General features: G+C 67.3%; 22 protein-coding genes and 1 riboswitch. Of the genes, 13 read left to right on the top strand and 9 right to left on the bottom strand.

The window, feature by feature from the left end; genetic code table 11:
* Positions 1-58 precede the first annotated feature (58 nt).
* Positions 59-1,504, top strand: coding sequence for an ExeM/NucH family extracellular endonuclease (locus BLS66_RS18735; protein WP_057494531.1), 1,446 nt, complete (start codon positions 59-61; stop codon positions 1,502-1,504).
* A gap of 301 nt (positions 1,505-1,805) precedes the next feature.
* Here the strand turns inward: BLS66_RS18735 and BLS66_RS18730 are convergent, their stop codons facing one another.
* Positions 1,806-2,663, bottom strand: a complete 858-nt coding sequence (locus BLS66_RS18730) for an EamA family transporter (protein ID WP_057494532.1) — start codon at positions 2,661-2,663, stop codon at positions 1,806-1,808.
* A 43-nt stretch (positions 2,664-2,706) separates the two neighbouring features.
* Here BLS66_RS18730 and BLS66_RS18725 point away from each other — a divergent pair, with 43 nt between their 5' ends.
* From BLS66_RS18725 to BLS66_RS18710, 4 genes are all read left to right on the top strand, one after another.
* On the top strand, positions 2,707-3,378 hold the full coding sequence (locus tag BLS66_RS18725; protein WP_057494533.1) for an alpha/beta hydrolase: 672 nt from the start codon (positions 2,707-2,709) through the stop codon (positions 3,376-3,378).
* Positions 3,375-4,475 (top strand): cell division protein ZapE, encoded by a 1,101-nt coding sequence (zapE, locus tag BLS66_RS18720; protein ID WP_053504951.1) that lies wholly within the window; start codon positions 3,375-3,377, stop codon positions 4,473-4,475. The genes BLS66_RS18725 and zapE overlap by 4 nt, the downstream gene beginning before the upstream one ends.
* 634 nt (positions 4,476-5,109) lie before the next feature.
* A complete protein-coding gene (locus BLS66_RS18715) occupies positions 5,110-7,512 on the top strand; it encodes a ribonucleoside-diphosphate reductase subunit alpha (protein ID WP_057494534.1) in 2,403 nt (800 codons plus the stop codon).
* A gap of 118 nt (positions 7,513-7,630) precedes the next feature.
* Complete coding sequence (locus tag BLS66_RS18710; RefSeq protein ID WP_014035600.1) at positions 7,631-8,650, top strand: ribonucleotide-diphosphate reductase subunit beta; 1,020 nt, start codon at positions 7,631-7,633, stop codon at positions 8,648-8,650.
* A 132-nt stretch (positions 8,651-8,782) separates the two neighbouring features.
* Here BLS66_RS18710 and BLS66_RS18705 read toward each other — a convergent pair whose 3' ends face one another.
* The gene (locus BLS66_RS18705) at positions 8,783-9,418 is read right to left on the bottom strand and encodes a LysE family translocator (RefSeq protein WP_049465444.1); all 636 of its coding nucleotides are present in this window, start codon (positions 9,416-9,418) and stop codon (positions 8,783-8,785) included.
* Positions 9,419-9,508: 90 nt separating this feature from the next.
* Between BLS66_RS18705 and BLS66_RS18700 the strand changes: the two genes are divergently transcribed.
* The 3 genes from BLS66_RS18700 (at position 9,509) to BLS66_RS18690 (ending at position 12,004) form a co-directional block, all read left to right on the top strand.
* Complete coding sequence (locus BLS66_RS18700) at positions 9,509-9,910, top strand: acyl-CoA thioesterase (protein ID WP_004153688.1); 402 nt, start codon at positions 9,509-9,511, stop codon at positions 9,908-9,910.
* Positions 9,911-9,966: 56 nt separating this feature from the next.
* Entirely contained in the window at positions 9,967-10,782 is an 816-nt protein-coding gene (locus BLS66_RS18695) for an NAD-dependent protein deacetylase (protein WP_074726520.1), read from the top strand.
* Between the two features lie 121 nt (positions 10,783-10,903).
* Positions 10,904-12,004 carry an NADH:flavin oxidoreductase/NADH oxidase gene (locus BLS66_RS18690; RefSeq protein WP_074726519.1) on the top strand — a complete coding sequence of 367 codons (1,101 nt, stop codon included), beginning with the start codon at positions 10,904-10,906 and terminating at the stop codon, positions 12,002-12,004.
* Between the two features lie 3 nt (positions 12,005-12,007).
* Here the strand turns inward: BLS66_RS18690 and BLS66_RS18685 are convergent, their stop codons facing one another.
* Positions 12,008-12,919, bottom strand: coding sequence for a LysR family transcriptional regulator (locus tag BLS66_RS18685; protein ID WP_053462614.1), 912 nt, complete (start codon positions 12,917-12,919; stop codon positions 12,008-12,010).
* Positions 12,920-13,033: 114 nt separating this feature from the next.
* On the opposite strand from BLS66_RS18685, the gene purU reads away from it, so the two are divergent.
* Positions 13,034-13,885 carry a formyltetrahydrofolate deformylase gene (purU, locus tag BLS66_RS18680; RefSeq protein ID WP_026347242.1) on the top strand — a complete coding sequence of 284 codons (852 nt, stop codon included), beginning with the start codon at positions 13,034-13,036 and terminating at the stop codon, positions 13,883-13,885.
* On the opposite strand, the gene BLS66_RS18675 is transcribed toward purU, so the two are convergent.
* From BLS66_RS18675 to BLS66_RS18655, 5 genes are all read right to left on the bottom strand, one after another.
* Positions 13,882-14,613 (bottom strand): NYN domain-containing protein, encoded by a 732-nt coding sequence (locus BLS66_RS18675; protein WP_210241094.1) that lies wholly within the window; start codon positions 14,611-14,613, stop codon positions 13,882-13,884. The two genes, purU and BLS66_RS18675, sit on opposite strands and share 4 nt — an antisense overlap.
* A 160-nt stretch (positions 14,614-14,773) precedes the next feature.
* On the bottom strand, positions 14,774-15,400 hold the full coding sequence (pncA, locus tag BLS66_RS18670; protein ID WP_057494536.1) for a bifunctional nicotinamidase/pyrazinamidase: 627 nt from the start codon (positions 15,398-15,400) through the stop codon (positions 14,774-14,776).
* Positions 15,401-15,455: 55 nt separating this feature from the next.
* Positions 15,456-16,127, bottom strand: a complete 672-nt coding sequence (locus BLS66_RS18665; protein WP_074726518.1) for an epoxyqueuosine reductase QueH — start codon at positions 16,125-16,127, stop codon at positions 15,456-15,458.
* 139 nt (positions 16,128-16,266) lie between these two features.
* Positions 16,267-16,494: riboswitch (cobalamin riboswitch) on the bottom strand.
* Positions 16,495-16,572: 78 nt separating this feature from the next.
* Positions 16,573-17,982: a nicotinate phosphoribosyltransferase gene (locus BLS66_RS18660; protein WP_074726517.1), complete on the bottom strand. Its 1,410-nt coding sequence runs from the start codon at positions 17,980-17,982 to the stop codon at positions 16,573-16,575.
* 64 nt (positions 17,983-18,046) lie between these two features.
* On the bottom strand, positions 18,047-19,096 hold the full coding sequence (locus BLS66_RS18655; RefSeq protein ID WP_049465432.1) for a bifunctional nicotinamide-nucleotide adenylyltransferase/Nudix hydroxylase: 1,050 nt from the start codon (positions 19,094-19,096) through the stop codon (positions 18,047-18,049).
* A 193-nt stretch (positions 19,097-19,289) separates the two neighbouring features.
* Between BLS66_RS18655 and BLS66_RS18650 the strand changes: the two genes are divergently transcribed.
* Genes BLS66_RS18650 through BLS66_RS20850 form a run of 3 tightly spaced genes read left to right on the top strand, consistent with a single transcriptional unit; the run spans position 19,290 to position 21,662 of the window.
* Positions 19,290-21,182: a patatin-like phospholipase family protein gene (locus BLS66_RS18650; RefSeq protein ID WP_074726516.1), complete on the top strand. Its 1,893-nt coding sequence runs from the start codon at positions 19,290-19,292 to the stop codon at positions 21,180-21,182.
* A gap of 43 nt (positions 21,183-21,225) precedes the next feature.
* The gene (locus BLS66_RS18645) at positions 21,226-21,519 is read left to right on the top strand and encodes a hypothetical protein (protein ID WP_208596532.1); all 294 of its coding nucleotides are present in this window, start codon (positions 21,226-21,228) and stop codon (positions 21,517-21,519) included.
* Positions 21,513-21,662: a hypothetical protein gene (locus BLS66_RS20850; protein WP_208596531.1), complete on the top strand. Its 150-nt coding sequence runs from the start codon at positions 21,513-21,515 to the stop codon at positions 21,660-21,662. The genes BLS66_RS18645 and BLS66_RS20850 overlap by 7 nt, the downstream gene beginning before the upstream one ends.
* A 158-nt stretch (positions 21,663-21,820) precedes the next feature.
* Here BLS66_RS20850 and BLS66_RS18640 read toward each other — a convergent pair whose 3' ends face one another.
* Positions 21,821-23,215 carry a helix-turn-helix domain-containing protein gene (locus tag BLS66_RS18640; protein ID WP_208596530.1) on the bottom strand — a complete coding sequence of 465 codons (1,395 nt, stop codon included), beginning with the start codon at positions 23,213-23,215 and terminating at the stop codon, positions 21,821-21,823.
* An 88-nt stretch (positions 23,216-23,303) separates the two neighbouring features.
* On the opposite strand from BLS66_RS18640, the gene BLS66_RS18635 reads away from it, so the two are divergent.
* Entirely contained in the window at positions 23,304-24,809 is a 1,506-nt protein-coding gene (locus BLS66_RS18635) for a CoA-acylating methylmalonate-semialdehyde dehydrogenase (RefSeq protein WP_053461878.1), read from the top strand.
* Positions 24,810-24,813: the final 4 nt, after the last annotated feature.

The following is a 24,813-nucleotide window of genomic DNA, read 5'->3' as shown; positions in this document are numbered from 1 at the left end:
GCGGGGCTTCGCATTTCAGGGTTAGTCTGTGCGCCCTCTTCCCAGGAATCGCCCGTCGATGCACCGCCGCTCCTTCGCCCTTGCCCTGTCCCTGCTGCTGCCGGCCGGCGCGTTCGCCCAGGCCCAGCCGCAGGCCACGCCGATCGCGACGCCCCCTGCCGCGCGCAGCAGCGCCCCGGTGGTGCTGACCGCCGCGCCGGCCGACTGGCGCGCGCTGGATGGGCAGCGCGTGCGCATCGCTGCGCCGCTCACCCTGGCCGGTACCGACGGCCTGGAGCGCTTCGGCCAGCTCACCGTGGCCTTCGATGGCCGCCTCTGGCAGCCGACCGAAGTGGCCGCGCCGGGCTCTGCCGGCTATGAGCAGGTGATGGCCGACAACCAGCGCCGCCGCCTGGTGCTGGAAGATGGCCGTACTGCCCGCGACCCCGCCAGCGTGCCCTACCTGCCGGGCAATCCGGTGCTGCGCACCGGCATGCAGCTGCGCAACGTGGAGGGCATCGTGCGCGTGGACGCGCAGGGCCATCCGCGCCTGCAGGTCGAAGGCGCGCTGAAGCTGCCGGAACTGAAGCGCCCGGCAGTACCCACGGTGCCGGGCAGCCTGCACGTGGCCGCCTTCAACCTGGAGAACTTCTTCAATGGTGACGGCCAGGGCGGTGGCTTCCCGACGTTGCGCGGCGCGCGCACGCTGGACGAGCACAAGGCGCAGCTCGCCAAGCTGGTCACCACGGTCAACGCGCTGGGCGCCGATGTCGCTGCGCTGATGGAACTGGAGAACGACGGCTACGGCCCGCAGTCGGCCATCGCCGAACTGGTCGATGCGCTCAACCGCGACCGCGGCGCGCAGGGCGACTGGCGCTTCGTCGACGCCGGCAACGGCCCCGGCGACAACCCGATCCGGGTCGGCATCATCTATCGCAGCAACCGCCTGCAACCGCTGGGCAAGCCGGCCACACTGACCGGCGGCCCGTTCGTCGAGCACAGCCGCGTGCCGCTGGCGCAGGCCTTCCAGGGCAAGCACGGTGCGCCGTTCGTGGTGGTCGCCAACCACTTCAAGTCGAAGGGCTGCCGCGATGCGAGCAGTGCCGACGCCGACCACAACGACAACCAGGGCTGCTGGAACGCCACCCGCGTGACCTCGGCGCAGCAGCTGCACGCCTGGCTGCAGACCGACCCGACCGGTACCGGTGCCAGGGACGCGGTGCTGCTTGGCGATTTCAACGCCTACGCGATGGAGGACCCGATCCGCACCCTGCGTGACCTGGGCTGGCAGGACGCGTTCAAGGTGGCCAAGGTCGAGCATCCCTACAGCTACGTCTACAACGGTTACACCGGCCGTCTCGACCACGCCCTGCTGAACCCGGGCATGGCCAAGCGCCTGCGCGGTGCCGCCGAATGGCACAGCAACGCCGACGAGCAGGACGCCAGCGGTTACCAGGGCCGCAACGTGCAGGGCCCGTGGCGCAGCTCCGACCACGACCCGCTGCTGCTGGGCTTCGACAGATAGGGTTCGCCGGGGATCTGCTCTGGGAGGGACCTTGATCGGCACGGATCCTGCCGTTGCTTTTGATCTACCAGTCCGCCTTCAAGCGAGCCGAGCATCGCAGGTGAATCAGGGGCGAAGAGGCGCCGATGTCTGAGCGCAGCGAGTTCGGCGCCGTCCCCTGGTTCACCGAGAAGCGCAGGGTACCGGTGCACAGCACCGGCTCGCGGCTGGCGGCGCGTTTCTTTTGGTTACTTTTCTTTTCGCGCGAAAAGAAAAGTGACATCCCACCGCGGGCGCGGAAATGGCCCGCCGCAACCAACGCTCACCCCCAGGCGATGAACCCGATCGCCAGCACCGCCAGCGCCAGCCCCGCGCGGTTCCACTTCGTGGTGGCCTCGCCGAAGGCGAACACGCCCACCAGCGCGCCCAGCACCACCACGCCGATGTTCATGCCGGCGAACACGGTGGCCGGGCTGTCCGGCATCGCCTGGTGCGCGTGCACATAGAAGAGGATGTTGCCGCCATTGAGCAGGCCCAGCAGCGCGCCCGCGCCCAGGTTGCGCCAGGCCAGCCGGCTGCGACCGCTGAAGTGCCGCCACAGCTGCAACGCCAGCATCAGCACGAAGGCCACGCTGAAGCTGGCCAGCACCGCCGCCATCGACGGCGTGCCGGACAGCGCCACCTGCTTGAGCAGCACGTCCACCACCGCAAACCCGGCCCATACCCCCAGCAGCCAGCCCCAGCCGCCGGGCGCGGACGCGACCACCGGCCCGCGTGGGCGCAGGCTGATCGCCACCATCGCCAGCAGGCCCAGGCCGAGCCCGGCCAGCTTCCACGGCGTGGCGGTCTGGCCGAAGAACAGGAACGCGGCGGCCAGTGACAGCAGCAGCGACAAGCGCTGCGCCACGTCACTGCGGACGATGCCGGCCACCGCCACGGCGCGGCCCAGCACCAGGAAGATCGAGGGCAGCACCACCGCCAGCGCCAGCAAGGACAGCCACGGGGCATGTGGCGCGCGCAGCGCATCCAGCGGCGGCTGCAGCACCACGGCGGTGAGCGTTGCCGCCACCAGATAGTTCCAGGTGACCATCTGCGCAACATCCAGTTGGCGGCGTCCGGCCATCTTCAACAACACCGAAACCAGCACGCTGCAGATCACGGCTAAAGACAGGAAGAGCATGGGACGGGCACAGGGCAGGGGCGGGGGACGGTATCATGGTGCCATGCACAAGCCTTCGTTCCCCGTCGCCCCCGGCGAAACCGCCTGCCTCGAACTGGACGGCCTGGCCGGCCCGCTGGAAGTGGTCGTCGACCTGCCCAAGGCCGACGTGCCGGCACAGCCGATCGTGGCCATCGTCTGCCATCCGCTGTCCACCGAGGGCGGCACCCTGCACAACAAGGTGGTCACCATGACCGCCACGACCCTGCGCGAGCTGGGCATCGCCACGGTGCGCTTCAACTTCCGCAGCGTCGGCGCTTCGGCCGGTACCTTCGATGGCGGCGTGGGCGAGCAGGACGACCTGAAGGCGGTCGCCGCCTGGGTGCGCAGCCAGCGCCCGCACGACCGCCTGTGGCTGGCCGGTTTCAGCTTCGGCGCGTTCGTGTCGCTGAAGGCCGCCGCCACGCTGCAGCCGGAAGCGCTGATCTCGATCGCGCCGCCGGCCGGTCGCTGGGATTTCGACGGCATCGCGCCGCCGGCGCGCTGGCTGGTGATCCAGGGCGAGCAGGACGAGATCGTCGACCCGCAGGCCGTCTACCAGTGGCTGGACACGCTGGACGCCCCGCATGAGCTGGTACGCATGCCCGAGACCAGCCACTTCTTCCACCGCAAGCTGATCGACCTGCGTGGCGCGCTGACCCACGGCGTGAAGCACTGGCTGGGCGCGGCGGCATGAGTGCAACCGAGCTGACCCCGTCGCAGCGGTACGCGGAAGGGGTCGCCCGCGGTGACTGGCAGGACGATCCGGCCCAGCATGCGGCGCTGGCCGAGCTGGACCGCATCCACCTGGCCCTGCTGGACAGTGCCGAGGACGGCTGGCTGGATCGCCTGTCCTCGTTCTGGAAAAAGCCCGAGCCGGTCAAGGGCCTGTACTTCTGGGGTGGCGTCGGCCGCGGCAAGACCTTCCTGGTCGACCTGTTCTACGACGGCCTGCCGATCAGGCAGAAGTACCGCACCCACTTCCACCGCTTCATGCGCAGCGTCCACGAGCGCCTGCGCGAGCACCAGGGCCAGAGCGACCCGCTGGCGAAGATCGCCCAGGAATGGCGCAGCAACCTGCGCGTGCTGGTGCTGGACGAGTTCTTCGTCACCGACATCGGTGACGCGATGCTGCTGGCGCGGCTGCTGGAGCGCCTGTTCGCCGAGGGCGTGACCCTGGTCACCACCTCCAACACCGCGGTGGAGAACCTCTACCTCAACGGCCTGCAGCGCGAGAGCTTCCTGCCGGCCATCGGCCTGCTGCAGCGCTTCTGCGTCGAGCTGTATGCCGAAGGCACCGAGGACTACCGGATGCGCGCGCTGACCCGCTCGCCGGTGTACCGCGCACCGCTGGCGGCCGACAGCGACGACTGGTTGGCCACGCGCTGGAGCGAACTGAGCGGCGGCCAGCCGGCCAAGCCCGGCAACATCGAGATCGAGGGCCGCAAGATCCCGGTCCGGGGCCGCGGCAAGAGCATCGCCTGGTTCGATTTCGCCGCGCTGTGCGAAGGCCCGCGTGGCCCATCGGATTACATCGAGATCGCGCACGAGTTCAACACGGTGCTGCTGGGTGGCATTCCCGCCTTCGACCGCTTGAACGAAGATGCCGCGCGCCGCTTCGTCAACCTGATCGACGAGCTGTACGACCGCCACGTCAACCTGGTCTGTACCGCCAGCACTTCGCCGATCGAGCTGTACACCGGCCAGCGCCTGCAGGGCGCCTTCGAGCGCACCGCCTCGCGCCTGATCGAGATGCAGAGCGCTGAGTACCTGGGCACCCCGCACCGGGCGTGAGCGACTCTGCGGGCGTGCATTGCCGGCCAGCGGCCGGCACGACCCCCCTGGGATTCCGGTAGTGCCGGCCGCTGGCCGGCAATGATCGGGGGATAGGGCGCAACGGCGTTTCCCTGCGGCCGCTCTTCCGGCCCGGCCGCCACATACGGCCTCGCGTCGCTGCCCGGAGGGTGATCCCGGCATCCACCGGATTCCCACCGGCTGCCCACGATCTATCCACAGGGTTGTCCCTAGCCAGTTTCATCACTGTCATGTGAAGCTGTCATTGTTCCGTTTTCGCGGTGCGTTGTGCCACCGCAATGACGCCTTTCGGGCTTGACTGCGCAGCCCGTTCCGGCAGGTCTGAAGCGTCCGATCCAGGCGTCGATGGCACGATCCTTGCGGCGCAAGGGATTGCCGAATTTCACTACATTTGGCGTTGACGGACCCCATTACCCCCACTATCTTGTGGCCGTCGGTCGCAGCAACCCCAATTCCAGGGGGTGGCCCCAGTACCCCTCCGCGATCGTCAACGGCAGTGGCCGGCGCAGGTCTCATTCCCTGCGACGCCGTCCTGTCACCCTGGGCTGTCATGTCCCGGGCCGCGTCACCCGATGCATCGAGCACCCCCAATCACGCCAAGAGGACACACGCCGTGAGCACCGAATCCAGCGCCACCATCGAGAAGGAAAGCGAATTCCTGTTGACGTCGCCGCCGACGGCCAACGCGATGAGTGTGACCAAGCGCAATGGGACCACTGAACTGGTGGACCTGAACAAGATCGTGCGTGCGGTGCAGCGTTCCTCTGAAGGTCTGCACGCCGTCGATCCGATGCGCGTGGCCACCCGCACCATTTCCGGCCTGTACAACGGCGCCACCACCCGCGAGCTGGACGAGCTGTCCATCCGCACCGCCGCCCTGCTGATCGGTGAAGAGCCCGAGTACGGCCGCCTTGCCGCGCGGCTGCTGGCCAACTACATCGCCAAGGAAGTCTCGGGCCAGGAAATCTACGCCTTCTCGCAGTCGGTCAGCCGTGGCCATGAAGTCGGCCTGATCAACGACCGCCTGCTGAACTTCGTGCAGACCAATGCACGCAAGCTCAACGACGCCATCGACGGCGCGCTGGACCTGAACTTCGATTACTTCGGCCTGCGTACCCTGTACGACCGTTACCTGCTGCGCCACCCGCACACCCGCAAGGTGATCGAGACCCCGCAGCAGTTCTTCCTGCGCATCGCCAGTGCGCTGAGCGAGGACGTGTCCGAGACCCTGGCGCTGTACAAGCGCATGGGCAACCTGGACTACCTGCCGTCCAGCCCGACCCTGTTCAACTCCGGCACCACCCACGAGCAGCTGTCCTCGTGCTTCCTGCTGGACTCGCCGCAGGACTCGCTGGAGTCGATCTATGCCAAGTACGGCGACATCGCCCAGCTGTCGAAGTTCTCCGGCGGCATCGGCGTCAGCTACACCCGCGTGCGTTCGCGTGGCTCGCTGATCAAGTCGACCAACGGCCACTCCAACGGCATCGTGCCGTGGCTGAAGACCATGGATTCGTCGGTGGCCGCGGTGAACCAGGGCGGCAAGCGCAAGGGCGCGGCCTGCGTGTACCTGGAAACCTGGCACGCCGACATCGAGGACTTCCTCGAACTGCGTGACAACACCGGTGACGAAGCCCGCCGTGCGCACAACCTGAACCTGGCCAACTGGGTGCCGGACCTGTTCATGAAGCGCGTCGAGGCCGACCAGGAATGGTCGCTGTTCGATCCGCGCGTCGTGCCGGAGTTCACCGACCTGTTCGGTGAAGCCTTCGAGCAGGCCTACCTGCAGGCCGAAGCGCAGGGCAAGGCCAACCGCACCATCTCCGCGCGCAAGCTGTATGCCCGCATGATGCGTACCCTGGCCGAGACCGGCAACGGCTGGATGACCTTCAAGGACAAGTGCAACCGCGCCAGCAACCAGACCCTGCGTCCGGGCAACGTGATCCACCTGTCCAACCTGTGCACGGAAATCCTGGAGGTCACCTCCAACGATGAAACCGCAGTGTGCAACCTGGGTTCGATCAACCTGGGCAACCACTTCGACGAGCACAACGAGTTCGACTTCGAGAAGCTGGCCGAGACCGTGCGCCTGGCCGTGCGCCAGCTCGACCGTGTCATCGACCTGAACTTCTACCCGATCGAGACCGCCCGCCGCGCCAACCTGCGCTGGCGTCCGGTCGGCCTGGGTTGCATGGGCCTGCAGGACGTGTTCTTCCGCAAGCGCCTGCCGTTCGACAGCGCCGAGGCCCGCGCCCTGTCGAAGAAGATTGCCGAAGCGATCTACTTCCATGCGCTGGAAACCTCCTGCGAGCTGGCCCAGGAACGCGGCAAGCACCCGTCGTTCAACGACACCCGTGCCGCCAGCGGCGAACTGCAGTTCGACGCCTGGAACGTGGTGCCGGAAGACACCGCGCGCTGGGATGCCCTGCGTGAGCGCATCAAGGAACACGGCCTGCGCAACTCGCTGATGATCGCGATCGCGCCGACCGCGACCATCGCCTCGATCGCCGGCTGCTACGAGTGCGTCGAGCCGCAGGTGTCCAACCTGTTCAAGCGCGAGACCCTGTCCGGTGACTTCCTGCAGGTCAACCGTTACCTGGTCAACGAGCTGAAGAAGCTGGGCCTGTGGACGCCGGAAATGCGCGATGCCATCAAGCTGGCCGAGGGTTCCATCGCCGGTCTGCCGCAGATCCCGGAAGCGCTGCGCGAGGTCTATCGCACCGCGTGGGAACTGCCGATGCGTTCGCTGATCGACATGGCCGCCGAGCGTGGCGCCTTCATCGACCAGTCGGCCTCGCTCAACCTGTTCATGGAAAGCCCGAACATCGGCGCGATGTCCTCCATGTACATGTACGCCTGGAAGCAGGGCATCAAGACCACCTACTACCTGCGTTCGCGTCCGGCCACCAAGATCGCCAAGACCACGGTGAGCGCGGCGGCCCCGGCCAAGGTGTTCAGCCCGGACGAAGCCATCGCCTGCTCGCTGGAAAACCCGGAAGCCTGCGAGGCCTGCCAGTAACAGCGGCACCGCCGCGCGGTAGTGCCGGCCGCTGGCCGGCAACCCCGGCCAACGATCATCACCCACGGTAGCACCGGGCCATGCCCGGTGGCTCACCCAGGAATTCAAGGAAACACCCATGGCCGACAAGCCCAAGCAGATGCTGCTCGATCCCGGTTTTGAACTGACCCTGCGCCCGATGCGCTACCCGCAGTTCTATGACATGTACCGGAACGCGATCAAGAACACCTGGACGGTGGAAGAGATCAACTTCCAGATCGACATCACCGACCTGCACAGCAAGATGTCGCCGGGTGAGCGCCACCTGATCCACCGCCTGGTCGCGTTCTTCGCCACCGGCGATTCGATCGTGTCCAACAACCTGGTGCTGAACCTGTACCAGCACTTGAATGCGCCCGAAGCGCGCATGTACCTGTCGCGCCAGCTGTATGAAGAAGCACTGCACGTGCAGTTCTACCTGACCCTGCTCGACAACTACCTGCCGGATCCGGAAGAGCGCGCCAAGGCATTCTCGGCGGTGGAGAACATCGACTCGATCAAGAAGAAGGCCGATTTCTGCTTCAAGTGGATCGACTCGATCCAGGACCTGACCCGCATCGAGACCCGCGCGCAGCGTCGCCAGTTCCTGCTCAACCAGATCTGCTTCGCCGCCTGCATCGAAGGCCTGTTCTTCTTCGCTGCCTTCGCCTACGTGTACTACTTCCGTTCGCGCGGCCTGCTGCCGGGCCTGGCTTCGGGCACCAACTGGGTGTTCCGCGACGAGAGCGCGCACATGGAGTTCGCGTTCGAGTCGGTGCGCGTGGTGCGTGAGGAAGAGCCGGACCTGTTCGATGACGAGATGAAGCAGCAGGTCTACGACATGCTGGCCGAAGCCATCGAGTGCGAGGTGCAGTTCGCCGAGGACGTGCTGTCCGGCGGCGTGGCCGGCATCTCGACCCGCGACATGCGCCAGTACCTGCAGCACTGCGCCGACCAGCACTTCGCCAAGCTGGGCATGGAAAAGAAGTACAACGTGCGCAACCCGCTGCCGTTCATGGAACTGCAGGACGTGCAGGAACTGACCAACTTCTTCGAACGCCGCGTCTCGGCCTACCAGGTCGGCGTGCAGGGCGAAGTCGCCTTCGACATGAACTTCTGATCGGACCGGTCAGGCCTGTCGCAACGAGAAACCCCGGCCAATGCCGGGGTTTTTCGTTTCTGTGGCGTCGAGCCATGCTCGACTGGTCTTCGCAAACAGCAGTCGAGCATGGCTCGACGCTACAAGGCGCGGCTAGCGCCGCCCTTCCACCGCCATGCGTACCGCCAGCCCGGCCAGCACCGTGCCCATCAGCCAGCGCTGCACCCTCTGCCAGGTGGGGCGCGCGGCCAGGAAACCGGCGATGCTGCCAGCGGTCAGCGCGATGATGCCGTTCACGGTCACACTCACCGCGATCTGGGTGGAGCCCAGCACGATCGACTGCAGCAGCACGCTGCCCTCGCTGTCCGGATGCAGGAACTGCGGCAGCAGCGACAGGTACATCACCGCCACTTTCGGGTTCAGCAGATTGGTCAGGAAGCCCATCGTGAACAGTCTGCGCGGGCTGTCCTGCGGCAGCTCGCGCACCGCGAACGGCGAACGGCCGCCGGGCCTGAGCGCCTGCCACGCCAGGTACAGCAGGTACAGCGCGCCACCGATGCGCAGCGCGTCGTAGGCAAACGGCACGGTCATCAGCAGGGCAGTGATGCCCAGTGCCGCGCACAGCATGTAGAACACGAAGCCCAGCGCCACCCCGCCCAGCGAGATCAGGCCAGCCATCGGCCCCTGGCAGATCGAGCGCGAGATGACGTAGATCATGTTCGGCCCGGGCGTGAGCACCATGGCCAGGGAAACCAGCGCGAAGGCCAGCAGGTCGGAAGTGGCGGGCATGGGCGGTCCTGGCGGTGGGCGTGGCGCAGTGTAGCGCTGCCTGCACGGGGCCTGGCTTAAAATTGCCGCACCCCACACCGAAGCACCCCCATGACCCCGATCCCCGAGACTGTGCCGCCCACCGAAGTGCGCATGGCTGAAATCGTCTTCCCCAACCACACCAACCATCTCGGCACCCTGTTCGGTGGCCAGGCATTGGCATGGATGGACAAGGCCGCGTTCCTGGCCGCCGCCCGCTATTCGCGCCGTACCGTGGTGACCGCGCGCAGCGACCAGGTCGACTTCAAGCTGCCGATCCGCATCGGCCAGATGGTGGAAACCATCGGCCGCATCGTCGAGGTCGGCCGCAGCTCGATGAAGGTGGAGGTGGAACTGGTCGCCGAAGACCTGCACAGCGGCGAGCGCAAGCTGTGCACCCGCGGCCACTTCGTGATGATCGCACTGGACGAGGAAGGCCACCCGATCGCGGTACCGCCGCTGCCGGCCGCCTGAGCACGCCGGCTGAACCGGCGCTTGCAGGGGCGCCGCGGCGCCCCCATCTGGCAGCCATGACCTCGCCGCTGACCGACTTCATCGACCGCGCCCAGCGCCTGTTCGTGCTGACCGGCGCCGGTTGCAGCACCGCCTCGGGCATCCCCGATTACCGCGACACCGACGGCCAGTGGAAGCGCACCCCGCCGGTGACCTACCAGGCCTTCATGGGCGAGGTGGCCACCCGCCAGCGCTACTGGGCGCGCAGCCTGCTGGGCTGGCCGCGCTTCGGCCTGGCCCGGCCCAACGGCACCCACCACGCCCTGGCCGCGCTGGAGCGCCGCGGCAAACTGCAGCTGCTGCTCACCCAGAACGTGGATGGCCTGCACCAGCGTGCCGGCAGCCGCACGGTGATCGACCTGCATGGCCGCCTGGATCAGGTGCGCTGCATGGGCTGCGAGCGGCGCAGCGATCGCGGGGCGTTCCAGCAGCGCCTGCTGGACGCCAACCCCGGTTGGGACACACTGGAGGCCAGCATCGCCCCGGACGGCGATGCCGACCTGGAGGCTGATTTCTCCGGCTTCGTTGTACCCGATTGCGCGTACTGCGGCGGCCTGCTGAAGCCGGATGTGGTGTTCTTCGGCGAGAACGTGCCACGCGACCGCGTGGCGGCAGTGCACGATCACCTGCAGCAGGCCGACGCCGTGCTGGTGGTGGGCTCGTCGCTGATGGTCTATTCCGGGTTCCGCTTCGTGCAGGCGGCCGCCAGGGCCGGACTGCCGGTGGCCGCCGTGAATCGTGGCCGCACCCGTGCCGACGACCTGCTGCAGTTCAAGGACGAGCGGGACTGCGCCGAGGCGCTGGCGTCGGTTATCGAGCCACCGGCTGGGTAGAGTCGACTGTCAGTCGACTCTACCGGCAACCCGTCCCCGCGAAACAGCGATCCATCCAGATGGTTGATCCGGGAGCCGCGCAGCGGTGCAATACGCATCCCCTACGTCGTGCATTCCTGTCTTGAGCCAGCTGTTCTCGCCGATCTCGTTCGGCCCCCTGACCCTGTCCAACCGCATCGTCATCGCGCCGATGTGCCAGTACTCCGCCGAAGACGGCCGCGCCACTGACTGGCACGCCATGCACCTGGGCAACCTGGCGCAGTCCGGCGCCGGCCTGCTGATCCTGGAAGCCACCGCGGTCGAACCGCGCGGCCGCATCAGCTGGGCCGACCTGGGGCTGTGGGACGACGGCACCGAGGCCGCGTTGGCGCAGGTACTGGCCAGCGTCCGCCGCTGGTCGCCGATGCCGCTGGGCATCCAGCTGGGCCATGCCGGCCGCAAGGCATCCACCGCCCGCCCCTGGGACGGCGGTGGCCAGCTGGCGGCCGATGATGCGCGTGGCTGGGCCACCGTGGCGCCGTCGCCGCTGCCGTTCCACGCCGCCGATGCGGCGCCGCAGGCACTGGACGAGGCGGGCATTGCCGAAGTGATCGCCGCCTTCGCCGCCAGTGCGGTGCGTGCCGAGCGCCTGGGCTTCGAGCTGATCGAGCTGCATGCCGCGCACGGTTACCTGCTGCACCAGTTCCTGTCGCCGTTGAGCAACCACCGTACCGACGGTTATGGCGGCTCGCTGCCGAACCGCCTGCGCCTGCTGGTGGAAGTGTTCGACGCGGTACGCGCGGCGGTGTCGGACAAGGTCGCGGTGGGCGTGCGCATTTCCGCCAGCGACTGGGTCGAGGGTGGCTGGGACCTGGTGCAGAGCGAAGCACTGGCCCAGGTGCTGGACGCGCGCGGCTGCAACGTCCTGCATGTCTCCAGCGGCGGCCTGGACGAGCGCCAGAAGATCACCGTCGGCCCCGGTTACCAGGTGCCGTTCGCGGCGGCGATCAAGGCAAAGGTGCGCATGCCGGTCATCGCGGTGGGCATGATCACCGAGCCCGAGCAGGCTGAATCGATCCTGCGCCATCGCCACGCCGATGCCGTGGCGCTGGCGCGCGGCATTCTCTACGACCCGCGCTGGCCGTGGCATGCCGCCGCTGCCCTGCGTGACAGCGTGGACGCGGCGCCGCAGTACATGCGCTGCGAGCCGCGCGAGGCACGCGGCCTGTTCAAGGCGCGCTGAGGCTCACACCCGCCAGGCCGGCGCCATGCCGGCCCGCAGGTGTTCGAACAGCGCGCGGATCTTGGCGGTGAAGTCGCGGCGGTCGCTGACGCAGAAATAGACGTCCATCGGTTCCGGCCGCCACGCGCTGTCGGCGCCGAACACTGCCTGCAGGCGGCCATCGCGCAGGTACGGCTCGGCCACGAACGCGGCCAGCCGGGTGATGCCGGCACCGGCCACCGCCAGCGACGCCAGCGCATCGATGTCATCGCAGACCATGCTGGGCGGCAGCGCAGCGTCCACACGCTGGCCGTCCTTCAGCAGGCCCCAGCGCAATGGCCGGCCATCGGTGGGAAAGCGGTGCAGCAGCCCGCGATGGCGACCCAGTTCAGCGGGTTCCTGCGGCGTGCCATGGGCCTTCAGGTAGGCCGGCGAGGCGCAGAATACGAACGGAACACGCGCCAGCTGCCGCGCGACCACCCCGTCCTCCAGCTGGGCCCCGATGCGGATGCTGGCATCCACCGCTTCCGGGCCATGCTGCACGGCGCGGTCGGTCAGGCGCAGCTCCAGCTGCAGTTGCGGGTAGCGCTGCTGCAGCGAAGGCAGCAACGGCGCCAGCACATGGCGGCCGAACGCACTGCTGCTGGCGATGCGCAGCGGCCCGGCCGGTTCGATGTCGCCGGAGGTGACCATCGCCTGCGCACGCGCCAGGTCGGCCTCGATGTGGCGCACCTGCGCCAGGTACAGCGCCCCGGCCTCGCTGAGCGCCAGCTGGCGCGTGCTGCGGTTCAGCAGCCGTACGCCCAGGTGCGCCTCCAGCCGGTTGATGTTCTGCCCGACTGCGGTGGCACTGATGCCAAGGATGCGGGCCGCGGCGGCAATGCTGCCGGTCTCTGCGGTGCGGGTGAAGCTGCGGATCAGTTGCAACAGGTTCATGACCAACCAGCTTGCCACGATGGAGGCCAAGTATCGCTTGGGACTGAACCCATCGGTTCGGCTGCATCGGCGATCATCCCGCCGCTGGGCAGGATGCTGCCCTACACTGTGGCGATGCGCCCCGATTCCATCCTCACCCTGTCCTGCCCCGACCGTACCGGCATCGTCTATCGCGTGTCCGGCCTGCTGTTCGACCACGGCTGCAACATCCTCGACGCCCAGCAGTTCGGCGACGAGGAAAGCGGCCGCTTCTTCCTGCGCGTGCATTTCGATCGCGATGCCGGCCTGCCGCTGGAGACCGTGCACGCCGCGATGGCCACGCTCGCCCAGGACTTCGGCATGGACTGGCAGCTGCACGATGGCCGCCGCCGCGCACGCCTGCTGGTGCTGGTCAGCAAACAGGGGCATTGCCTCAACGACCTGCTGTTCCGCGCCCACAGCGGCCAGCTGAAGGTCGACATCGCAGCAGTGGCGTCCAACCACGCCGACTTTGCGCCGCTGGCGGCGTCCTACCAGGTGCCGTTCCACCACCTGCCGGTGACCGCCGATACGCGCGCGGTGCAGGAGCAGCAGATCATCGATCTGGTCGAGCGCGAGCGCATCGATCTGGTGGTGCTGGCGCGCTACATGCAGATCCTGTCACCCACGCTGTGCCGCGCGCTGGCCGGCCGTGCGATCAACATCCACCACAGCTTCCTGCCCAGCTTCAAGGGCGCGCAGCCCTACCACCAGGCACACGCGCGCGGGGTCAAGATTATCGGTGCCACCGCGCACTACGTGACCGAGGATCTGGACGAAGGCCCGATCATCGAACAGGACGTGGCCCGGGTGGACCACGCGATGGCGCCGCGCGAACTGGTAAGGCTGGGTAGTGATACCGAATCGCTGGTGCTGGCGCGTGCCGTGCGCCGCCATGTGGAGCACCGCATCCTGCTCAACGGGCACCGCACGGTGGTGTTCCGCTAGGGTCGGGTTGCGCCCACCATCGCGTGTTCGATCACTGCCTTCCCTTCCTTCCTGTTCGCAGGCCTGGGGCAGGTGGAGCGAACACCGTCGATATGCTCCAGAAGGCCTTGGGGTATTGGAGACCACATCGGGTCCAGGACAAAGTCCACGCCTTCGCGTCGCGCGAGCTTGGCAGCGGGGATGAAGTCGGCATCACCAGCGACCAGAACAATCTGACGGACTTGTCGTTTGAGGGAAAGCGAGGAGATGTCCAGGCCGATGCGCATATCCACGCCCTTCTGTCTGACTTCCGGGTGCAGATCCTCGGGCAGGAGCGTGGAGAATGAGCGCTTGCCTTTCAGAAGTGCATCGAGCGTTCGGGAATCGGTTGTCCACGAACTGGAATCCGCGAGGTGACCAAGGCGCAGTGCCACTTTGCGTTTCTGTTTCAGGGTTTCGTGCAGATCGATTCTGAAGAGCGCCTCGGGTGAGCGCGCATAGTTGATGCAGGTGCCCGAGATCGGGTTGTGCATTCGCTTCTGCAGGGGCGGACAGTCGTAGAAGAAGATCCGATAGAGTTCCCGTCGCTGACAACCTGAGGAGGTCAGGTGCGCGAGTGCCCACCGATGGGCTACTTCCGCGGCACGTTCGGCGTTGTTGGCGTTGTGAGGTTCGATACGGCGGAACCGCTTAACGAAGTAACCACCATCGATGAGAATCGCCGTTGGCATACCCTTGCCTTCCTGCATTCATCCAATGAAAAGCCCCCGGTTCGGCCGTCCCGCGATCTGTAGGGGGGCGTAATTGGAGGGCTGGATGGCTCATTGTGTTGCCCTTGGCCGGGCCCCTGCAAGCGGCAGAGGCGACATCCGCAGGTAGTCGGCCAGCGGCCGGCGCTACCGCTCTGGGTCAGGCGATCGCGATCCCCGCCTTGCCCAGCGCCTCGCGCACCATCGCGTCATTGGCTTCGGTCACCGGCCGGGTCAGGTCCCACAGGAACTTCACCCGGAAGCCGGACTTCACTGCGTCCTGCGCGCTCCACAGCACGCAGTAATCGCGGGCCAGGCCGCACACGTGCACTTCGCGGATGCGCCGCTCATGCAGCCAGCCGGCCAGGCCGGTGGCCGGGCGCTCGCCCTCGGGGCCGTGGTTCTCGCGGAAGGCGCTGTACGAATCCACCTGTTGGCGCGTGCCCTTGCGCAGGATCAGGTCGGCCGCAGTCCAGTCCACGCCCGGATGCAGGGCGGCACCGGCGCTGCCCTGCACGCAGTGGTCGGGCCACAGGGTCTGCGGCTGCGCGTGCAGCAGGATGGTCTCGAACGGACGCTGGCCCGGGTGCTGGCTGGCGAACGAGGCATGGTCGGCCGGGTGCCAGTCCTGGGTCGCCACCACCGTGCGGTAGCGGCGCTGCGCCAACAGTCCGGCAATGGGGGCCACCAGCGCATCGCCCTGGTCGCAGGCCAGGGCGCCCCCGGGCATGAAGTCCGGCTGCAGGTCGATCACCAGCAGGGCGACATCGGCGGGCAGGGCGGTCATGGCAGTTCCGGTACAACAGAAGGGGCGACCAGCGTGGCCGCCCCATGCGCACACGTCAATCGCCCTGCGGCGTCCCAGCGTCCTGTCCGTAGTACAGCAGGCCGATCCTGATGCGCTCGCGGCCGTTCTCGCGTCGGTGGCGGTTGGCATCGCGCAGCGAGTACACGCAGCCGCAGTACTCCTGCTGGTAGAACTGCTCGCGCTTGCTGATCTCGATCATGCGGCTGGCACCGCCGCCCTTGCGCCAGTTGTAGTCCCAGTACTGCAGGCCTTCATAGCGCGAGGCGGCACGGATGCCGCAGTCGTTGATCTGCGCCATGTTCTTCCAGCGCGAGATGCCCAGCGACGAACTGATGGTGTCGTAGCCGTGTTCGTGCGCGTACAGCGCGGTACGTTCGAAACGCATGTCGAAGCACATCGTGCAGCGGACGCCGCGCTCGGGTTCGTTCTCCATGCCGCGTGCGCGGCTGAACCAGTTGTCGGTGTCGTAGTCGCAATCGATGAACGGAATGCCGTGCTGCTCGGCGAAGCGGATGTTCTCCTGCTTGCGCAGCTCGTACTCCTTCACCGGGTGGATGTTCGGGTTGTAGAAGAAGATCGCGTAGTCGATCCCGGAGGCGGTGATCGCTTCCATCACTTCGCCGGAACAGGGCGCGCAGCATGAATGCAGCAGCAGGCGCTTGCCGTCGGCGGGCAGGGTCAGGGTGGGGCGTTGGAACTCGGTCATCGTCGGGTGCGTCAGGGCGTGGAAGCGGGCTGGCCGGATACCGTGAACAGGACGCGCGCGGCCACACCGCCTGCGCGCGCAGGACGACGACGGCCCCGGCACCCTCCCCGCGGAGAGTCCAGGTCGAATCAGGGGACGGTCGTGTCCCCCGGCCGGGGCCGGTATTCGGGCTGATGGACACGGGCCGCAGCCCACCTACTCCCTGCCGCTTCCCAGGCGTGAGCCCAGTGCTGTTGGCAGGATTCGTTTCCATTCACCGCTGCGGGGCAGCTCCGGAATGGGCGCGCCAGGCGCCTTCACCGGATTCCCGTTTAAATCCCTGCCACCATCCAGACACGGCAGGGATACCTTCGGCGTGTGCAAGGTGGACCTGTTGGCCGCAGGGGTCAAGCCCGGGGTCGGATCCCCGTTGACCCGCACCGGGCCCTGACTCCCGCAAACGCCTTCAGCGTCCCGCCGCCGCCCGGGCCCGGATGTCGTCCAGCCGCTGGTCGTACAGCAGGCGCCCGTTCTCCCACACGGTCACCATCGCGTCCTCGAAGCCGACCGGCAGGGTGTCGTCGCCGTTGGCCGGCAGTGGCACCGTATGCAGGCTGCCGTCATCCAGGCGGCGCAGCAGGCGCATGCGGCCACGCTTGCTGGTCTTGCCGGCATCGGTGACCGGATCCTTGTATACATCGACCCACTCACCGTCGACCCGTGCCGCCGAGCACTTCAGCGCGAACTTCTGCGTGTCGCGGTCCAGTCGCTGCAGCAGGGCGCCGCCCATGCCGAAGGCCACGTTGTCGGCCGCGTAACCGTCGCCCGTGATGCGCTGCAGGATGGCGCGGATCGTGTCGGGGTTGATGCCATCGCCCTGGATCACCCGCACGTGGTTGAGCACGCGATAGCCCTTGCCGTTGATCACGTGGCCGAACGCTTCATCCAGCCGCCGCAGGCTTTCGGCCACCACCTCCACCGGGTCGCCCGAGTCGGGCCGGATGACCAGGGTGGCGCCCGAGGCGATCACTGCATCGCGCAGGGTGGTACCCCAGTGCTCGCTGATCGCGCGGTAGATGTCATAGCTGTCCGACACGACCGCTACGATCGCACCGGGCTTGCCGAACTGGCGCAGCATGTTGCGGTAGGCGTCCACTTCACGCTCGCGGCCCCAGCTGGTGATGGTGCTGTGCTCGGCGGCGGGAATCGAATAGCCGGCCATCGGCGCGTGATAGTGCGCGCGGGCCAGGCACAGGGCCGATACGGTATCGGTGCCGAGGAAGTTGACCAGGTGCGCGGCACCGCCCAGCGCGGCCGATTCCAGGCTCGATACACCGCGCGCGCCGAAGTCGTGCAGCTTGAACGGCAGCTGCCCCTGCGGATCGTCGCTGGTCTTCTGCAGGAACGCGGCAATCGTCTGCCGTGCGTGCCAGCTGATGGTGGCCACGGTGACCGGATACCACACGCGCAGCAGCAGCGTTTCCAGGTACGACGGCACCCAGAACGCGGTCGGATCGGTCGACTCGATCGTCATCAGTGCCTGGTGGGTGGGCACCACGCAGCCCTCGGGCACGGCACGGATGCGTACCGGCAGGTGGCCGCCAAGCCGGTCGACGATATCGCGCCAGCCGGTCTCGTTGAACGGTTCGCCATGCGCGGCGAACACCGCAGCAGCGTCGTCGATGTCGTCGTGGGTGACCGGCCGTGCCAGCGCGTCCTTGAGGATCGCCTGCAGGCCGAAGAACACCGTGCGATCGTGCAGGCCGCCACGCGATTCGACGTAGAAGAACGTGGCATCGGTACCCGGGGGGTACTGCAGCCAATGGCTGGCCTTGTAGCTGTCGGTGTTGAGGAGAAGATTATCGAGGTAGTGCATGACGGAAGCTCCTTCGCGTCGGGTGGCACCAGCGGTCTATCCGCCGGTGGGGAGGCCGGGCCTGTCAGCCGCGGCCGAGGAAATACTCCAGGATGTGCAGGTGGTCTTCGAACAGCTGCGGGCCCATGTCCAGGGCTTCACTCACCGGTATCCAGCGCGCCTTGTCGGCGTCATCGCCGCCGCGCACCGGCGGCAGTTCGCCGGCGGGGAATTCGAAGTGGAAACCGTGGGTGATGGTGCGGCCGCGCTGGCTGCGGTCGGGGTGGTCGAACACCTGCTGGCCCTTCAGTGACCCCTTCAGCACCGGCAGCGGGATCTTCAGCCGGGTTTCCTCGCGCAGTTCGCGCAGGCAGCTGTCGAGCAGGCTCTGTTCCTGGCCGACGAAACCGCCGGGCAATGCCCACAGCCCCTTGCCGGGTTCCGAGCGGCGGCGCACCAGCAGCACGTGGCCCGAATGCACCACCACTGCATCGGTGGTGACGAAGGTCGGCGCGTAGGGCGCATCCTTCCAGGCGGCCTTGTACTGTTCGATGAAGCGGTACTCGGCCACCAGCTGGGCATAGGCCGGCGCGCTCTTGCGGAACGCTTCGAGCATGTCGAACACCGGCGCCGGCACATTGCCACGCAGCATCAGCAATGCACCGTGGAAGTCCACGTCGCCGGCCTCGAACAGGTAACGCCGCAGTTCGGTGGCCGACAGCGTGGCGGTGTGCTGCACGTCCACCAGCGGCCACTGCGGGAACTCGCGCAGGTAGTAGCTGGACGCATCCTTGTCCATGCCGATCAGGCCGACTCTGGCATCGGCGGCGGCGCCGTCGTTGCGCAGGGCGTCAGCCACCTGGCGCTGCACGTTGGCGATCCACTGTGCTTCGTTGTACAGGTGGTCACGCAGCGGGCGGATCAGCAGGCGGTCGCCGTGGCCGTCGAGGGCCGCCTGGATCATCACGGCACGTTCGGCCACGGTCCAGGGATTGCGGAGGCTGCGGGGGGTATCGGCAGAGCCGACCAGGAAGATCAGCTTGCGGGCCCGGCTCAGGGCCAGGCGGGCAACGGCGGCGTGGCCGTTGTGGAAGGGCTCGAATCGCCCGATGAAGACGAGATAGTCGAATTCCATGAGAATCCCTCATGTCGTTGTGGCAGCCGCGGGTCTGTCCCTTGGCTTGCTGCAGATGCTACGCCGATGGACGGGCTGGTCAAGCCTGCAGCCACGCTTTCTGCTGAACGGCGCATTGCGTGCGCGGACTGCGCCGTTGTTCTCAGGCCCTGAGAAGCCTCTGCGCCATACTGCAACCCACGCGGCGGACGGCATGCTCGGGGGCAAGACAGTGGCGGACAAGTACTGCGATCTGGTCATGAAAGGCGGCATCACCAGCGGCATCGTGTACCCCAATGCGGTACTGGCGCTGGCCCGCGAGTATCGGTTCAAGAGCATCGGCGGCACTTCGGCCGGCGCCATTGCGGCAGCGGTGGCGGCTGCGGCGGCCTGCGGTGATCGCCGCATGCAGGCTGGCGAGCAGCTGGCGGGCGACGCCGGCTATGGCGGGCTGTCGGCGGTGTCGGCACAGCTGTCGCGGCGCGGCTTCATCTACAGCCTGTTCCAGCCGGCGCGCGGCGCGCGCGCGGCCTATCGCCTGCTGGTGGTGCTGACCGGCAATGCCAGCCTGCCGCACAAGCTGCTGTGCCTGGCCGTCGCCGTATTCGAGATCGCGCCGCTGGAAGTGCTGGTGTCGTTGGCGCTGCTGCTCGGGCTGGGCGGGTGGGGCGGTGGCTGGAGCGGGGTGGCCGCGACGCTGCTGCCGTCACTGCTGTGCGCGTACGGGGCTGGCGTCGCTGGCGCGGTGCTGCGGGTGGCACGGGTGGCGCGGCGCAACCTGCTGGGCCTGTGCAGTGGTCTCGGTCGCGATGCACGCAAGCCGGCATTGACCGAGTGGCTGCATGCGTGCCTGCAGCAGTTGTCCGGCAAGCCGCTGGATGCACCGTTGACCTTCGCCGACCTGCACGATGCGCCGCGCTATGCCGGTGAGCCGGACAGCCCGCATGCGATCAGCCTGCAGATGATCACCACCTGCATCTCGCACAACGAGCCGCGCACGCTGCCACTGGGCGGCGCGCAGTTCTGGTTCCTGCGCGAGGAGTTCGAACAGCTGTTCCCCGCCAGCGTCGTGCAGTGGCTGGTGAGCCAGGCCGGCCCGCCGCTGGAGGTGGACGGGCGGCAGTATTACCACCTGCCGCAGGGCCCGAAGCTGCCGGTGCTGGTGGCCACGCGCATGAGCCTGAGCTTCCCGCTGCTGATCAGCGCGGTGCCGCTGCATGAACCCTCACGCCGCGAACGACGCTGCGAACCGACCGCCCCTGCGGCCGACCCGGAGCACAACGTGGCCGACAGCATGGAGGGGCTGACCAGTGCCGGGCAGGCCTGCGGCCCGGTGATCACCGCCTTCCGCATCTGCTGGTTCTCCGATGGCGGCATCAGCAGCAACTTCCCGATCCATCTGTTCGACGCCGCCCTGCCGCGTTGGCCGACCTTCGCCATCAACCTGGTCTATCCGCAGCACGCCGAAGCAGTGAGCCAGGGCAGCGGCAGCCGGCAGGCGCTGGAGCATGCGGTGTTCCTGCCCACCGAAAACCGCCACGGCTGGCAACGGCATTACCAGTCCATTGCCACGCCGCTGGCCGCAGCCGAACTGGGGCGCTTCCTGTTCGCCGTCGTGGCGACCATGCAGAACTGGCGCGACCTGCTGCAGGCGCGCGCACCGGGTTATCGCGACCGCATCGTGCACGTCAGCCTGCAGGGCGACGAGGGTGGCATGAACCTGGACATGCCACAGGAGGTACTCTCCCGCATCGCAGACAAGGGCAGCCTGGCCGGTGCGCGTTTCTGTTCGTTCTCGTTCGAGAACCACTACTGGATCCGCTGGCGCAACCTGGCCTCGGCCTACCAGCGCTACACGCTGGAGGTGGCGCGCACCGATGATCCGGCGCAGCAGGTGCTGGCTTACCGCGCGGCGTATTCGATGGTCGCCCGCGGTGAACCGTCACCGCCCTCGTACAAGCTGGGCTCGGAAGACAAGCGGCTGGCCTCGCAGCAGCTGTGGGGGTTGATGGTCGAGCAGGGACGCAGCTGGGACGACCTCGGCCCTGACCTTACCGATGGGGCGCCGCGACCGCTGCCGCAGATGAAGGTGACCCCGATCTACTGAGCGCGATCGATACAATCGTGCTTCATGTTGCAAGGAGCTGTGGATGTCTGCCCGCCAGGAACTGCTGGATCTGCTTGAACGCCTCGATACCCGCGACCCGGAGCACCTGCCGGTGGTGCCACTGGCTGCGTACTTCGAAGGCAATGATTTCGAAGAGTGCATCGCGCCCAACCAATGGGGTTTCGGTCGCCCGCCGATTGCCGAGCTGTACGCACGCCTGGCCGCGATCGCCGAAAAGCCTGAAGTGGAAGGTGTCTACGTCGGCCTGCACCAGGACTGGGCAGCGCATTGGAAGACGACAGCGAATGGCCTGCTGCGGAGAACGTGCATGTGCTGACCAGTGCTGACGTCGAGACCGTGGAAGGCTGGCTGCAGGGTCTGGAATGCGACGGTGTGGGCGAAGGCTGGCCGTACGGCGAGCACGTCGACGCCCCCATACCCTCGGAAGGCCACCGCGTGCTGACCGTGTTCTGGGACTAGTAGATCCACGCCACGCGTGGATGCATTTCGCGCACCGCCAGAATGTGCCCACCAAGGTGGGCACCCCAGCAAATGGCGATATGCCCGCTTTTGCTTTTGAGGTTGCCGGCCAGCGGCCGGCACTACCGCAGGTGCAGGGCGCAGCCCTGCAAAACCCCCTATCGCCCCGGCAATTGCGCGAACGCGCGCTGCATGCAGTCCTCGCGCGGGCACACCCGGCAACCCGGCCCGATCGACACCGAGTTGCCCGGGCTCTGCACATCCAGCCCCAGCGAATACACCAGGCGTTCGGCATGCTGCAGATCGCAGCCCAGCGCCACCGCGAAGGTCTTGCGGGGCTGGCCATGGCCCACCGGGCCACTGCTGACCTGCCGCGCCAGCCAGAAATGGCGGCGGCCATCGGGCATGCGCGCGGTCTGGGTGAGGATGCGGCCGGGCTGGTTGAACGCCTCGTAGACGATCCACAGGGGGCACGATCCACCCACCTGCGAGAAGTGGAAGTCGGTGGCCGAATGGCGCTTGGACACATTGCCCGCACGGTCCACGCGGATGAAGAAGAACGGCAGGCCAGGTGCGCTGCGCCGTGCCAGCGTGCTCAGCCGGTGGCAGACCGCCTCGAACCCGACGCCGAACTGGTGCGCCAGCAGCTCGATGTCGTAGCTGCTGGCTTCGGCCGCACGCAGGAAACGCATGTACGGCATCACCAGCGCACCGGCGAAGTAATTCGACAAGCCAATCCGCGCCTGCGCGATGCGTGCCTCATCGGTAAAGCCGGCACGCGCCACCACCGCATCGATCTGCGGCAGGTAGCCGTGCAGGGCCAGTTCGGCGGCCATCTGGAACGCCTGCTGGCCCGGCTCCAGGTAGTCCGGCAGCCACAGCCGTCGCGTGCCCGCATCGTACTGGCGCTTCTCGCGCCCGGCCTGCAGCGCGGCCACTTCCACCAGCACGCCGTGGCGGTCGGCCAGCAGCTGGCGCAGGCGTGGTGCCACATGCCCGGGCGACAGCCCCCACTCGGCGAACAGGCGTTCGGCCAGTTCGTCCAGTTCGGGAATGTGGTTGTGCATGCGGTTGAAGAACTCGCGCACCTGGTCGCCGGCCGGCAGGGTGCTGCCGGCGCCGGGCTCGCCCAGCTGGAACTCCAGTGCGGCGGCGTGCTCGCGCAGCGCCAGGTGGCGGCGGTGCAGGTCCAGCAGCGCGCGGCTGACCTGCGGCAGGTTGCCGGCCAGCGCGCGCAGCTCAGTCGCGCTGACCTCAGCCAGGCCCAGGTCGCGCAGGGTTTCGCCCAGCGCTTCCTGCAGGGCGGCGGGCTCATCGTCATCGAACAGCGAGGAAACGTCGCCCAACACCTCTCCCAGCTTCTTCTGCACCGCCGGTGTCAATGGGCGCTTGTTGCGCTCGATCTGGTTCAGGTAGCTGGCCGACAGCCCCAGCGCGCGCGCCAGATCGGCCTGGCTGTAGCCGCGCTGCTCGCGCAGCCGCAGCAGGCGCAGGCCAAGTTGCCGTTGGGGGGCTGAATAATTCACAGAATTAACAGGAATCGTAGGGCGCATTGGCCAGATTAAGCGGATTCAGGCCGGAAATCGAGGTGGGTGCTGTGAATAATGCCAAGCATCTTTCGCACCCCGTGGGATTGTCGTCATGACTGTTGCAGCGCCCCGTATCCGCATGCTGATCGATGGCCAGTTCGTTGAATCGGCCACCTCCCACTGGCAGGACGTGATCAATCCGGCCACCCAGGACGTGCTGGCCCAGGTGCCGTTCGCCACCGCCAGCGAAGTGGACGCCGCCGTCGCCGCCGCCAAGGAAGCCTTCAAGACCTGGCGCAAGACCCCGATCGGCACCCGTGCACGCATCTTCCTGAAGTATCAGCAGCTGATCCGCGAAAACATGAGCGAGCTGGCCCACATCCTCACCGCCGAACAGGGCAAGACCCTGCCGGACGCCGAAGGCGATGTGTTCCGCGGCCTGGAAGTGGTCGAGCACGCCGCCGCCATCGGCAACCTGCAGCTGGGCGAGCTGGCCAACAACGTGGCCAATGGCGTGGACACCTACACGATCATGCAGCCGCTGGGCGTGTGCGCTGGCATCACCCCGTTCAACTTCCCGGCGATGATCCCGCTGTGGATGTTCCCGATGGCCATTGCCACCGGCAACACCTTCATCCTCAAGCCGTCCGAACAGGACCCGATGGTCACCATGCGCCTGGTTGAACTGGCGCTGGAAGCCGGCATTCCCAAGGGCGTGCTGAACGTCGTCCACGGTGGCGAAGAAGTGGTCAACGCGATCTGCGACCACCCGGACATCAAGGCCGTGTCGTTCGTCGGTTCCACCCGCGTCGGTACCCACGTCTACAACCGCGCCTCGCTGGCCGGCAAGCGCGTGCAGTGCATGATGGGCGCCAAGAACCACGCCGTGGTGCTGCCGGACGCCAACAAGGAACAGACCCTCAACGCGATGGTCGGTGCCGCCTTCGGCGCCGCCGGCCAGCGCTGCATGGCCGCGTCCACCCTGGTGCTGGTCGGCGAAGCGCGCAGCTGGGTGCAGGACCTGGTCGAAAAGGCCAAGACGCTGAAGGTCAGCGCCGGCACCGTGTCCGGCACCGACGTCGGCCCGGTCATTTCCTGCAGCGCCCGCGAGCGCGTGGAAGGCCTGATCGCCTCGGGCGTGGAGCAGGGCGCCAAGCTGGTGCTCGACGGCCGCAAGCCGCAGGTGGATGGCTTCGAGAAGGGCAACTTCGTCGGCCCGACCATCTTTGCCGGCGTCACCACCGACATGCGCATCTACCAGGAAGAGATCTTCGGGCCGGTGCTGGTCATCCTCGAAGCGGACACGCTGGAAGACGCCATCGCGATGGTCAACAGCAATCCGAACGGCAACGGCACCGCACTGTTCACCCAGTCCGGCGCCGCCGCGCGCAAGTTCCAGGAAGACATCGACGTCGGACAGGTCGGCATCAACGTGCCGATCCCGGTGCCGGTGCCGCTGTTCTCCTTCACCGGTTCGCGCGCGTCCAAGCTGGGCGACCTGGGCCCGTACGGCAAGCAGGTGGTGCTGTTCTACACCCAGACCAAGACGGTCACCGCGCGCTGGTTCGACGACGAGACGCTGAGCCACGGCGTCAACACCACGATCAGCCTGAAGTAAGCGC

The sequence above is a fragment of the Stenotrophomonas pavanii genome, from assembly GCF_900101175.1.
Lineage (GTDB): Bacteria > Pseudomonadota > Gammaproteobacteria > Xanthomonadales > Xanthomonadaceae > Stenotrophomonas > Stenotrophomonas pavanii.
The sequence above is the reverse complement of the archived record's forward strand: the minus strand, read 5'-3'. Positions and strand labels throughout refer to the sequence as shown.